Source organism: Thalassolituus maritimus, from assembly GCF_900156675.1.
Lineage (GTDB): Bacteria > Pseudomonadota > Gammaproteobacteria > Pseudomonadales > Oceanobacteraceae > Thalassolituus > Thalassolituus maritimus.
The window spans coordinates 116,741-129,925 of the sequence record NZ_FTOH01000002.1; the positions used below are offsets into that span (position 1 = coordinate 116,741).

11 protein-coding genes are annotated in these 13,185 nt (G+C 51.7%); 4 read left to right on the forward strand and 7 right to left on the reverse strand.

Annotation, left to right across the window (positions count from 1 at the left end):
• Window positions 1-125 precede the first annotated feature (125 nt).
• From BW941_RS03415 to nudE, 5 genes are all read right to left on the reverse strand, one after another.
• The gene (locus tag BW941_RS03415) at window positions 126-1,475 is read right to left on the reverse strand and encodes an MATE family efflux transporter (RefSeq protein WP_076514277.1); all 1,350 of its coding nucleotides are present in this window, start codon (window positions 1,473-1,475) and stop codon (window positions 126-128) included.
• A 63-nt stretch (window positions 1,476-1,538) separates the two neighbouring features.
• Window positions 1,539-5,360 (reverse strand): hypothetical protein, encoded by a 3,822-nt coding sequence (locus BW941_RS03420; protein WP_076514278.1) that lies wholly within the window; start codon window positions 5,358-5,360, stop codon window positions 1,539-1,541.
• 44 nt (window positions 5,361-5,404) lie between these two features.
• A complete protein-coding gene (locus tag BW941_RS03425) occupies window positions 5,405-6,535 on the reverse strand; it encodes a hypothetical protein (RefSeq protein WP_076514279.1) in 1,131 nt (376 codons plus the stop codon).
• Between the two features lie 208 nt (window positions 6,536-6,743).
• Window positions 6,744-7,247 (reverse strand): hypothetical protein, encoded by a 504-nt coding sequence (locus tag BW941_RS03430; RefSeq protein ID WP_076514280.1) that lies wholly within the window; start codon window positions 7,245-7,247, stop codon window positions 6,744-6,746.
• A 22-nt stretch (window positions 7,248-7,269) separates the two neighbouring features.
• Window positions 7,270-7,833: an ADP compounds hydrolase NudE gene (gene nudE / locus BW941_RS03435; protein WP_076514281.1), complete on the reverse strand. Its 564-nt coding sequence runs from the start codon at window positions 7,831-7,833 to the stop codon at window positions 7,270-7,272.
• A 50-nt stretch (window positions 7,834-7,883) separates the two neighbouring features.
• On the opposite strand from nudE, the gene yrfG reads away from it, so the two are divergent.
• The 4 genes from yrfG (at window position 7,884) to BW941_RS03455 (ending at window position 11,663) form a co-directional block, all read left to right on the forward strand.
• On the forward strand, window positions 7,884-8,540 hold the full coding sequence (gene yrfG, locus BW941_RS03440; protein ID WP_076514282.1) for a GMP/IMP nucleotidase: 657 nt from the start codon (window positions 7,884-7,886) through the stop codon (window positions 8,538-8,540).
• A gap of 123 nt (window positions 8,541-8,663) precedes the next feature.
• Window positions 8,664-9,062 carry a ribosome-associated heat shock protein Hsp15 gene (hslR, locus tag BW941_RS03445; RefSeq protein WP_076514283.1) on the forward strand — a complete coding sequence of 133 codons (399 nt, stop codon included), beginning with the start codon at window positions 8,664-8,666 and terminating at the stop codon, window positions 9,060-9,062.
• A 3-nt stretch (window positions 9,063-9,065) separates the two neighbouring features.
• Entirely contained in the window at window positions 9,066-9,923 is an 858-nt protein-coding gene (hslO, locus tag BW941_RS03450; protein WP_076514284.1) for an Hsp33 family molecular chaperone HslO, read from the forward strand.
• Window positions 9,924-10,130: 207 nt separating this feature from the next.
• The gene (locus BW941_RS03455) at window positions 10,131-11,663 is read left to right on the forward strand and encodes a phosphoenolpyruvate carboxykinase (protein WP_076514545.1); all 1,533 of its coding nucleotides are present in this window, start codon (window positions 10,131-10,133) and stop codon (window positions 11,661-11,663) included.
• Between the two features lie 65 nt (window positions 11,664-11,728).
• Here the strand turns inward: BW941_RS03455 and BW941_RS03460 are convergent, their stop codons facing one another.
• Window positions 11,729-12,655 carry a M48 family metalloprotease gene (locus BW941_RS03460; RefSeq protein ID WP_076514285.1) on the reverse strand — a complete coding sequence of 309 codons (927 nt, stop codon included), beginning with the start codon at window positions 12,653-12,655 and terminating at the stop codon, window positions 11,729-11,731.
• Window positions 12,649-13,104 carry a BlaI/MecI/CopY family transcriptional regulator gene (locus BW941_RS03465; protein ID WP_076514286.1) on the reverse strand — a complete coding sequence of 152 codons (456 nt, stop codon included), beginning with the start codon at window positions 13,102-13,104 and terminating at the stop codon, window positions 12,649-12,651. The genes BW941_RS03460 and BW941_RS03465 overlap by 7 nt, the downstream gene beginning before the upstream one ends.
• Between the last annotated feature and the right edge of the window lie 81 nt (window positions 13,105-13,185).

The window sequence follows — 13,185 nt, forward strand, 5'->3', positions numbered from 1 at the left end:
TATTGGCAATATCACCTGACTATACGTTTACATTCTGAAAACGGAACTATCGAGCAATATACTTCGACTGAATTCATTTAAAAGCTTAAATTTGTACCAGCCATCGTCCCGGAAACAGTATGAAATTATGACCGCAACCAACGATCATCCAGTAACGCACGACCAAGGATGATAGCCACTAAGCCACCGACCAGGTTAGCAATAAGCTCTGCGGCATAAATCGAACGCGACTCAAGCACCAGACTCAAGCCAACCGCTACAGGTACCATAATCAAAGCAACACGAACGACCGATTGCCCCAGCGCCCAGTAAGCACGATCAATTGCGTTAAACGCACCATTCACAACGATCAGGGCACCAAAGCCGGCATACCCCCAGACAGAGATCATCAGATACGTTGAAATAGCATCAATTACTGCTGGGCTATCAGTAAACACTGTCGCCAGAGACTCACGCCAGGTTACCAGCAAAGCGCCCGCCGTCAGGCTGTACACCACACAAAAGCCAATGGCCATCCACAACGCCCGACGAGCCCGGTCGCCATAGCCTGCCCCCCAGTTCTGACCAACGATTCCGCCAATCGAACTCGAGAGCGCCAACAAAGGTACGACGGCAAGCGCCTGCAAGCGACCACCGGCACCAAACCCCGCGACTGCGGCATCGCCGTACTTCGCCAGTAATGCCGTCATGATAGACAGGCCGACGGGGTTTACGGAATTAGATACTGCCGCCGGGGCACCCACCCTCAACAGAGCACGAATATCCTCACCCGGATGCGCCTCTTTCAAACGTGAGAAGTTCAGGCCGACAGGACTTCGCGCAATCAGCACCAGTGCCAGAATGGACGCCAGCGTCCAACCCGCCACCGTGGCGTAAGCCGCGCCTTTAATACCGAAACCTTCGAAGCTACCAATACCGGCGATCAGGATAGGATCGAGTATCAGGTTGACCAAAGCCATCATCATAAGAATCAGAGACGCCTTACCCGCCATGCCCTGAGCACGCAGAGCACCATTACCGCCCATATTAATCAACAACATTGGGAAGCCGAACGCAAAGGGGGTCATATAGGAGTCGATTAATGGCAACAGGTCTGGAGAAGCATTCATCACTTCAAACAATGGGCGTTTGAAGAGCAACAGGAGCACCGTGATAACAATGCCAAAAATACCCGCTGCCACAATTCCCAGAGCCACCAGACTCTGAGCCTTGTGCTTCTGCCCCGAACCTAGCGCCCGCGAAACAACAGAAGCAATGGCAGCGATCACTCCAACACCAAGCGAGGACAGAGCAAACACCACCGGGAAGATAAAGCTAACGGCCGTGAGGGGATCTTTACCAAGGTTGCCAATAAAGTAGGCATCCAGAAGACCAACTGACATCAATGCCAGAATACCGACCACCATAGGGAGGGTCTGATTATAAAGATGTCGACCAACCGACCCTCTGGTGAGTACTGCGCCTTCGACGGCCATGTTATACCTCAACCCCTTATGAAAAGTGGCAGAAGGGTAGCATAGTCTTACCCATCTTGCGGGTCAGGCGAGCATCTTCATCTCCCGGCCCGAGCTGATCAGAGTCCCCCCCTCAGACAACAGCGTTCCTGCCGTCTGACAGGCCACCGCAACACCGGTCATAACGGCCCCACTAACAGGCTCTGTACGCATTAACCGCGTCGCCACTATCACACAGATCGCTGACCCACACTTAATGAGGGATGCAATCGCCGAGGCTGTTTCCAGGCCAACACCCCACAACTGATCTTCACTATCCCCAGTGCCGTTGTCAGACAACTGACCAACAATACTGACAATGGAAATAATCATCAGAACCAGACTCGCCAGCGCGGAAAATATGTTAATGAAAAAATTAGCAATATCATCGGGAATCACCAGCTTTATGGCGTTCTTTATCACGACAGCAACGATAGCGACAATAACCAACAAGACCATTGCGATCAGCGAAAATGTCAGCATAACGATTGACGACGTATGCTCATCGTCTGTCATGGCTTTTCCTCCGGGTACATGCACCCCTTCGATGGCTTCATAAAACATAACCACCATTTTCGAGACAACCAGAATAATCATGCTGACGGCCAGCATAACGGTCAGAACTGTTCCCGCTGGCCCTGAATTATCCGTCGCAATTTCTCCCACCGTGGCAATTGGCTGTAACGTCAAGCCAAACAGAATGCCTGCCACAGCAGTAATTAGCGTCAGCGCCAGCATAATTATAAGGAAGGTTTTTATACCATCTACACTCGAGTTTTTATTCTCGCCATCCGTCACAGCAGCTGCACCTACCGACTTGTGCTTTGACTTACTTTTCCGCGGGGTGCTTTTATTGATGGCGGCCTCAAGATCCATGGTAGCCCCCAGATTTTCAGCCCAGGGAACATAACCTGTCGTTTGTTCCTGAGTTACCAATGCCTTTCCTGAAATGATCTTCCAGATGGCTGTTCCAACAAACGCAAATGGCAGAGTAATGATATCGAAAAAGGATAGTTGCCTGTTCTTATCACCTGACCATAACTGCACCAACGTATTAAGAATAGGAATATCAATTTTGCTTTCGAGCGCATCGAATAAGCGGCCAACAAGAATTCTCACCAGCTCGAGTGCGGCTTCGAGTACATCGCCCATCAGTTTTGCGATGGTTTTAATAACGCCCTTGAGCAGCCGCAGAATTTCAAATGGCATAGCGGTGATTTTATTGAGGAAGCTGTCGTTCGATTGTATCAGCTCGCTCATATCCTTGATCACACTAACGACTTCTCTCTCGAAGTTGGAGTGAAGTCGGTCAATCAGATTATTCAGGACTTCGGCTTCCGTTGCCGGAATATCAGAGGCCAGATACCTGTCATCCAGTTTTTCCTGGTTCCCACCCATGACATCACTACCGGCGCGGTTAGTTTTTACTAAGGTAGCCGGTGCAGGAATACTCATTCCGCCCGCGGATACTGACTGCTCGGTACTTTTAGTGCGCACCCCAGCGGCTTGCTGTGCCTGACCGATAAGGTTATCGAGATCGGCATCCATTCTGTCGATCTGCTTCTGATATTCAGCATTCATGGTCCGGCCCAATTTTGCAGCCGAGTTTGCGGTAGCCATAAAGCCACCTTTCACGGTCGCCTGAATCGCATCATTGGTAGCGAAGACGTCATCTCCGCTGAAAATAAAGCTGACCGCTTTGAGAATTTTTTCGCCGATGTCTTCAATAACCTTACCCAGCTTCTCAAAAACCCGCCCGAGAAATTCACCCAGTGCTTCGAAGCCATCCACAATGGAGTCGAATACATCACTGGTAAATTTAACGATTTCATCTCCGATTTTAATAAAAAACTCAACACTGGCATCCAGTACACGAACCACCAACTCCGCGACATCTTCTATTCCCTGACGGATAGAGTTAAGTATGTCACCGGCAAATCCGGGGAGCGTGATCGCACCCGAAAGTCCTGTAATACCAACCGATGGAGGCTCTTCAACAAACAAGCCTTCCGCGGCCGCACTCATGCGGTACTGCTTACGCACGCTGCCGTCGCAATCGACGCCACGTTTGGCTTTACTCGCGGCATCACCATAGCTTTTTACCAGTTGTGTAACACCGCTACGATGCTCTGGAGGAGCCAGTTCAGCAATCTCTTTACTGACGTTAAAGCCTTTGGCATTGCCCGCAAGACGTTCAGATACCCGGCCATTAGGCTGAATGCTGATACTTGTTGTCTCTTTTAATTCTGCCGTAAATTCCGGAGCTTTTAATCCATTGGCTGGTATCACTGCACGAATACGCCCGTAGCTGTTGGTCGTCAGCGCCAGTGGCATAAGGGGGCCACTACGATAAGCCATACCATCAACATACAATAGGCAAGGCGCATCAGAACGCAGAAAAATGGTCTGCCCCGGACAGGGAATCAGACGGGCATCCTGCACTTCGATGTCTAACACGTGGGCATTGACTGGCTCAACGTTACTCAGGTCCGTCGTGGCAACTGCAATCTCATCCGTCGACCAGGTCTGCGTTAATGGGTGTTGACGCTTGAACCGAATGCTTCCGGCATCTGGCGATACGAGAAAGATTTCAGAGCCATAAGGGATTATGCGCGGACATACCATGTCACTGACCTGATCACCGAGGCATACCCAATCGGAATGTTCGCTGTTCAGGCGTAATAACCACAGACGCGAGTTACCGGATTCAGTTGCATAAATTGCAATTCCGGCATCCGCGCTACCTGTCATTCCAGTGACCCCCATCGACAGCCGGTCGATACGGGCCGGTCCATGCGGATCAATTAACGACCGGTATTTTGGAGAAGACGAATGCAACCCTTCAAGAACCCCCAAGTCTCCATCGGGCTGATGGATCAAAACAGAATCGGTCAGCCCGGCCGGAATGGTCAACACACGCGCCTGCGATAAATCGACGCCGTCACTGTCTACACTCACCGAACCACTTTCAAATTCCAGTTGCGGATACGCGTAAAAACGACTCGGAGGCGTCACGGTCGTGGTATGAATATCGATATTACCGTTACGCAGTCTAAGCAATGTGTATCGGTTCGCATCGGCGCTGACTTCGCCCTCAAGTGGCGTTGCTAACTGATAAATCCCTGCGTTTTCGATGCCCGCCCAACCAGGGATTTCGTTATCCGTATCGTGCAGAGTGTCGAAAGCAATATCGTGAACCGTGATGTTGTTTTTATCATTGGGCGCTTTGGGCACCACCATAAAAAATTCTTCATTGCCCAAATCGCGCTCGGGGTCACCAAAACCACGGGTAATTCCGTACAACACATGCTGACCATCGGTCCTGCGATGAACCGACAACTGACGCACTGAAGCAAGAACCGAACGGGCATCATCGCCCTGATGACTCCATTTTTTTTCGTGCCAGACTGGGTGGCCCCCTTCCATAACCGACCACATTATTTTTACGCTGCGGCTGTGCTCGGCGACGGGCGACTGATACTGCACAAACAGATAAGTAATTCCGTTCTGATAAAAACCCGTTAACGCACCGACACCGCTCAGTACGGTTTCCGGGCTGGTAGGATCAACCATATCTGGCAAAGGTGTTTCGATATGACTCCAGCCTGAGGCACTGGTGTCATCTTCGTAGTAATGCATCAGTAGTGTCTGCGTTGCACCCGTAATGTCTGGGTGGGGTTGCTGTCGCACGCCCAACAGATCAGTTTTATGATGAATGCTTGAATCATCAGAACGATGGATCGCCACCAGCTTATTACGTGAATCGGCTGCAACAGGCGACGTTTTAATCGCCAATCGCTCCTGCATGGTATCGACACTGGCATTCAAAGACAGTGGTAGTTTGATTACCGGATCTGATTTGGTCATACGTAGCTACTCCTTGCTGATATTTTGGAGACTATCCCGAACGATCATCCGGGAACACGACAGAACTTCAGTTGCACGTAAGGGAAGGTCATCGTGTTGAATTCTGTATCACCGACGGCTTTCGACGACCCCGGACTGAGACCGACATACCGCCACGGTCCAATGATCGGTTTCTGATCTGCCCCCCAGTTATTCAGTGTTACCGGGATATCGGCACTGTGAAGGTGTTGCGGATTGGATTCCGATGTTAACGGGTCAGCACCAAAGGTTGTGCCACTCAGAGGTTTCGGTTTTCCTGCCAGCTGAGGTGGCAGACCAAGCGGAAAGCGTCCGGCAGCAGACGTCACGCTGTTCAACCCGGTAGGACAGGCATATCCTTTCGTAAAACTGCCCATACCGGGCGGAAGCTCGGCAATATTGACGGTTTTACTGGTTTTAACGCACGGGCGAAGATAGGTATACGGCACCAGTACGTTGCCGTTTTTTGCCTCAATATCACTACGAACTCCCTGAGCACTGGTATCGCTAAACGCCGGGACGAAACCACTGGCGAGATTGGTCGTTTTGAACGGGTTCGCGAAATAGGTTTTGTCTTCTTTAACGGTCGTCAGGTTGATCTTCTGAGCATTCTCTTTATCGTTAAAACTCAGGCCGTGAGTGTGCTGATCGTTGCCATTTACAACAGCTCCCGCAGCAGAGGCCTGAGCATCACGAGGCAGTGGCAGAATAGTCCGGCCTCCACCATTAACGAGCGGTTTATAGGTTTCCCAGCCGGTTGGGCAGGTCCTTCCTGAAAACCATTGCACGCTGTTACGCGGTAAAAAAATACTGAGTGATGGCTCACCTGCCTGAGGAATGCTTTCTTCGCACATTAAATACTGCACGTAGGACAACCCACCGTTTGAGTCTGAACTCAAACCGCTGACTTCCACGCTGGTATTGGTAACCCGCTGCTCAGGTCCACCAAACAGGTTCACTGAAATTCGCCTTAAAGGTAGAACCGTTTTAATGCCATGACGGTGCGTGGGTGCAGTTGTGTCCTGCACCGGGTCACCGACGCTCACACCTATCAGGCCCGCGTCTTCGGTGCCTTTTATTAAATAACCTTTAGCAGGTTTATATTCACTCCATCCTGACGGACAGACCTGTGTTTCGACAGGAAAAAACGCCACCATGCGAGGCGGTGCAGCCGTAGCACCTGATGACAAGCTATAAAATACGATACATGTAAACAAAAAAAATGGGGTGCAGATCCTCAATGAAAACCTCCATGTTTCGCGAATACTGACAGCCCAACCTAAGCGTGCGGAGCATCGGGGTCAACCCGCCATAAGGATGATTCTTTTACCTTACGGTGACAGCAGATGATCTGTTGCCAATAGTTCAGGCCAGTTGCAGGATGCCAGGTTTGCCATGCGTATCGCCCAGTATCCAGATCTGCTCAAACGGGTGAGATGTAGGCACCTGAATCTTATTGATGAATTGAATGATCTTGCGCGCGTTCCATTGCGGGTGTGCGTTGCGGATAAGTAGCCAGACACGCTGGCTCTGGTAGGTTTTCTGGGCTTTCTGGCGCAGTATCCGGTTCAGCGCACTGACCAGACGTTGATCGGTATTGTGCTCCAGCTCCTGTTCCGCCAAAGCCGACTGTGTCTCAGCACTCAGCGACCGACCCAGAATTCTCATGGCCTCGGCCTCGCTGCCGTATAGATGGGCTACTTCAATATCGAGCTTATCCCCTTCAAGCAGACAGGATACATCGGGCTTCGTAGGAAGGTTGTGCCACAAATGCCGTATTTTATGGCCGGTTTCTTTCTCGTACGCCCGCATAAACAGCTTGGCCGCTTCATGCTCAAGACGGAGCTTCTCGTCTTCGCTGCTCGACATCAGAAGTTACACCCAGATTTCGCTAGAGCGGCGTGCCCTCAAAGCGGCCATTCAGATATTCAACCGCAACCGCTAAGGCACCAATTGCGCGCCCTTCGTTAAAGTCATCGCGGCCGTAAAGCTCGGTCAGATCCTTGAGCTTCCATTCAACCAGCTCCAGTGGTTCTGGCTCATCGCCTTCCAGCTTTGATGGGTACAGATCACGGGCAAGTACCACATCGATGCCGCCACGCATGTAGCTTGGCGACAGACTCATTTTCTTCAGATAAATGAACTCGCGTGCGGCAAAGCCAATTTCTTCCTGCAGTTCGCGGTTGCAGGCATCACGCATCGATTCGCCCAGGTCCACCGCACCTTTTGGCAGGGTAAGGGTGTAATCTTCAACACCGCCCCCATATTCACGTATCAGGGCAATCGTTTCATCATCCAGCAGAGCGACCATCATGACGGCGCCGCTGCCACCGGGCACCAGTCGTTCGTAAGTTCGTTCAACGCCGTTACTGAACCTGAGGTCAATGGATTCCACCCGGAACAGGCGACTTTCTGCGACCATGTGGCGATTCAGGATTTCGGGTTTTTTATGCATGACAGCCCTGTTTAAATAGTCGGTGAACACTTTTCGTAAGGTATTAGCGCATGACGATGCCAGACTGGCAAGAGATAGACACGGTTCTGTTAGATATGGACGGCACCCTGCTCGATCTGCATTTCGACAATTACTTCTGGCTGGAGCACGTGCCGAGTAAATACGCCGAGCATCACGGCCTCTCAGAAGAAGAAGCGCTCGCAGAGCTGAACAAAAGTTTTGTCGGCCTGCGTGGCACGCTTAACTGGTATTGTCTGGATCACTGGAGTGACCTTACGGGCCTGCCCATCGCTGAGCTTAAGCGCGATGTGCAGGACAAAATTGGTTTTCGCCCGCATGTGGAAGACTTCCTCGATACCATGAAGAAGCTTGGCAAGCGCACGGTGATCGTCACTAATGCACACCGCGACAGTGTGGACCTGAAAATGGAGCGTACCGGGCTCGATAAACTCGTCGATCACGTCATCAGCTCGCATGACTATAAAGAGCCGAAAGAAAGTCAGGCGTTCTGGGACCATCTGCAACGCGAAGAACCCTTTGATAAAGAGCGTTCCCTACTGATTGACGACAGCCAGGCTGTGTTAGAATCGGCAGAGAAATGGGGTATCCGCTGTTTGCTGACGATCTTTCATCCAGACAGCCAGAAAGCGCCTAATACCGACAGTCGCTTTCCGGGCATTCACCACTTCGACGAATTCAAATTTTAAACCGAATTCTGCATTGCCAGGGCCGTCTCTGACTCGCCGTGAATCCATCCATGGAGGCTCTCGTGTGCCATCCATGGCACACAAGGTCATCGACAGCCCTACCAACGCGAACTTCGAGGACGCATGAGCGAACAGACACACAAAATCCGACTCGATAAATGGCTCTGGGCCGCGCGCTTTTTCAAGACACGCGCGCTGGCAAAAGGCGCAATTGAAGGCGGCAAGGTGCATTACGAAGGCCAGCGCTGCAAAGTCAGTAAAACCGTCGACGTGGGCGCCAAACTGACGATCCGGCAGGGCTTCGACGAGAAAATTGTCATGATTAAAGCGTTGTCGGAACAACGCCGCGGCGCCCCGGAAGCACGTCTGCTCTACGAGGAAACTCCCGAGAGCATCAAAGCGCGGATGGACAAAGCGGAGTACCGCAAGGTCGTCAAAGCCTCACAAGCGGCACCCGACCATAAACCAAACAAGAAAGAGCGTCGTGACATGCGCCGCTTTGAGCACAATCAGGACTACTGAAGAATGTCTGACACTCCAAACAGCGCTGATAGCCTGCAACGCTTCAGCTTCGACAATACCAATATCCGCGGCGAGCTGGCTCACGTAAATGCGAGCTACCGCGAAGTACTGAAGCGTCATCAGTATCCCACGCGGATCGCTAAAGCCGTCGGTGAACTGATGGCCGCTACCGCCTTGCTGAGTGCCAACCTCAAATTTACAGGGCGCCTGACCTTACAGATTCGTCTGCCGGGCAACATCAGCCTGCTACAAGCCGAAACCAGCGACCAAGGTCAGCTGCGAGCCATCGCCCGTTATGAAGAAGGTACCGAAGAAAGCGAACTGAGTTTCGACGACGGCCAGATGATCATCACTGTCGAGCCTGAAGTGGGCCAGCGTTATCAGGGCATCACTCTGATCAAAGGCGGTAATGTCGCTGGCGCGCTGGAAGACTACTTTGAGCAGTCAGAGCAGCTGGGTTCACGCTTCTGGCTGGCCTGCGATGGCCAGAATGCTGCCGGTTTCATGCTACAGCAGATGCCATCAGAGCAGAGCGATGATCCGGATGCGTGGGATCGTCTCACTCATCTGGCCAGCACCATCAAAGAAGAGGAGCTGATCAACCTCAACAATGATGTCCTGCTTCACCGCCTTTACCACGAAGAGCAGGTACGTACTTACCCGGCGAGCGAACTGAGCTTTTTCTGCACCTGCTCGAAAGACAGAATCGGCAATGCACTGCACCAGCTCGGCAAAGACGAGCTGATGCAAATCATTGAAGAACAAGGAAAAATCAGCATCAACTGCGATTTCTGTAAGCAGGCATACAGTTTCGATAAAGAGCAGGTTAACGAACTCTTCCCGGAGCAGAATCTCCAGTAAAACCAGATAAAACAACAACTTAGCTCTGCTGCGAATAATTATCGGTCAAAAAGCGACCAACGGGGCTTAGCGCGCAATGAATTTTCTGGCATAATTGCGCGCCTTAAACTTTTGGGCTCGCCCGGGCACCCTTCAGGGCGGATTATTGAGATACAAAGTATGGCCACAAGCCGTACTGAATTTACGAGGACCCTGCGGGGCATCGATATGACTGTTTACACCGATTTATCTACTCCTCTCCTGGTAGAACAAGCCATCGCCCGCGGCGAAGGTGAACTGCAGGATAACGGCGCTCTGGTTATCAAAACCGGTAAGCGTACAGGTCGCTCTCCGATGGACAAATTCATCGTTGAAGAGCCAAGCAGCAAAGACGCGATTGAGTGGGGCAACATCAACCGCCCATTCGACGCGGACAAATTTGATGCCCTGTGGGAGCGTGTAGAAGAATATCTGGCCCAGCACGATAGCTTCGTATCTCAGGTACACGTGGGTTCTGATCCACAGCACTACCTGCCAGTAAAAATGACCACTCAGACTGCATGGCAGAACCTGTTTGGCCGCAACCTCTTCATCCTGCCAGAAAGCTACAACCCTTCTGATAAGGAAGAGTGGCAGATCCTGAACGTTGCTGGTTTCGAATGTGTTCCAGAGCGCGACGGCACTAACTCTGACGGCGCAGTGATCGTTAACTTCGCACAGCGCAAAGTACTGCTGGCTGGCATGCGTTACGCAGGTGAAATGAAAAAAGCGATGTTCGGTGTACAGAACTTCCTGCTGCCAGAAAAAGACGTACTGCCAATGCACTGCTCTGCAAACGTTGGCGAAGATGGCGACACCTGCCTGTTCTTCGGTCTGTCTGGTACCGGTAAAACCACCCTGTCTGCTGACCCAGAGCGTTACCTGATCGGTGATGACGAGCACGGTTGGGGCAAAGGTACGGTCTTCAACATCGAAGGCGGCTGCTACGCAAAAACAATCGATCTGTCTCAGAAGAACGAACCTATCATCTGGGACGCGATTAAGTTCGGTGCGATCGTTGAGAACGTAACCATCGACGAAAACACTCGCGTTGCTGACTACAGCAACACTGAGCTGACTGAAAACGGTCGTTGTGCCTACCCGCTGACTCACGTTGAGAAGCGCGTTGAAGAGAACATGGCTGGCGAACCGAAAGCTGTGATCTTCCTGACCTGTGACATGACTGGCGTTCTGCCTCCGGTATCTGTCCTGAGCAAAGAGCAGGCGGCTTACCACTTCCTGTCTGGTTACACCGCTCTGGTAGGTTCTACTGAAATGGGTGGTTCTAAAGGTCTTAAGTCGACCTTCTCTACCTGCTTCGGTGCTCCGTTCTTCCCACGTCCAGCAGGCGTTTACGCTGAACTGCTGATGAAGCGTGTGACTGAATTCGGTTCTCAGGTATACCTGGTTAACACTGGCTGGACCGGCGGTCCTAACGGTGGCGGCGGTGAGCGTTTCAGCATCCCGACGACCCGTGCTGTCATCGCTGCAATTCAGTCTGGTGCTCTGCGTGATGCAGACACTGAAGAACTGCCAATCTTCGGCCTGCAGGTTCCAACCTCTCTGGAAGGTGTTGATGCAACTCTGCTTAACCCAACCAAAGCTTGGTCAAACGTTTCCGATTGGGAAGGTGCGGCTAAGAACCTGGCTGCTCAGTTCGTTGAAAACTTCAAGAAGTACGACGTATCTGACGCCATCGTAAACGCAGGCCCTCAGCTGTAAGCTGAACCTGCTTTACGAAAATAGAAAAGGGCGCTACGGCGCCCTTTTTTGTTGTGCTGATAAAGTTACGACTCAAGCATCAATATAAAGTCCATTACTGGATGAACAAGGTAAGTCAGCAGTACGACCTCTGTAACAAACAGGCCTGCCAGTAACGGAACTGCTGTTCTTCCTCGATTATCAGAAGGCACCTTATTTCTTAACGCCAACCGGCGCTGCTCAACATACTCACACTGTTTCACACCCCTTAATTCTGAAAGTCGCTCCAGCATGGCAAGAAGCTCGCCTTCTCTCCCGGTGTAGTTTACGGCTTCATAATCTGCGCGCTGCTCACAACACAGAGCGTGGTCCGCAAGAAATCGCCGGCGCAAATGACGAGGCCACAACCGGGTCGACCAGTTCAGAATAAACCGCGCTAAAGGGTCGCGGTGGCGCATGTGCGATTGTTCATGCAAGAGTAGAAGTTGCAGTTCATCGTCAGACAAAACATCAATCATGCCGTCTGATACATAGATATGAGGCCGTAATAAACCGCCGGTAAACGCCACAGGAGCCGCTCCCGGAACTCGCGACCACTGGTCTGGTGAAACTTCGTTTGCCAGTGTTCTTAAGGTGCTCTGGCGGCGCCGGCTACGCCACGCCTGACGCCCGATAAAATACACAGTGACTCCCACCATCAACGCAGCCACAGCGGCAAACGATATACCTGCGATGGTATTACTGACGTCCGGCACATGAGGGCCACAGACGTTTCCGTGGCAATGTTCATGGAAGAACAGTTCCGCCCAGTGAGGCTTCAGGAGCATGATGGCCACAGAGACTGACGCAAGAACAGGGATGATGCCGTAGCAAAAAGATAAGGTACTCGCGGAATACACCAGCGACGTAGAAAATAAGCGAGATACCATTGAGTAGCCAAACGCGCTGATCGCTGAGCAACCTATGAGGCTCAGTATCAGAGAGAGAAAAACTTCGCCCATACCGCTCAGCATGGCGGCTCAGGAGAGTCTAAATCGTCGGGGTTTTCCAGTGCACCCCGCATCCGCTGATGCAGGTCTGGATCAGTAGAAGCAAGAAAATCAATAAACCCGACAATCAGTGCCGTGCCGTCCTCAGCACCGAAATCATCGCTGATGTCGTGAATCAGGCTGCTGATCAGCTCTGAACGGGTAACCTTTGCCTGATAAAGAAACGCACGCCCTGACTTAGTTCGCTGGAGAAGGGTTTTGCGATGCAAACGCTCCAGGGTGCTTTGTACGGTACTCAGGCTGACATCGTCGTCGAGTTCGTCGAGCACGTCCTGAGCAGAACACTGGCCTTTCGCCCAAACGACATCCAGCGCATTTAACTCACGCTGCCCCAACGACGGAGTACGTGAACGTCTTAGCTGATGAAGCCACCCTTTAATCACTGAGTTATTACCTTCCGAAACTGTATTCACAACCCTGCTCCGCTTCTAACACCGACCTATCATCGGCCTGAATGGCAAGCGATAGACTGATTCCATTATCAGAACTACTGC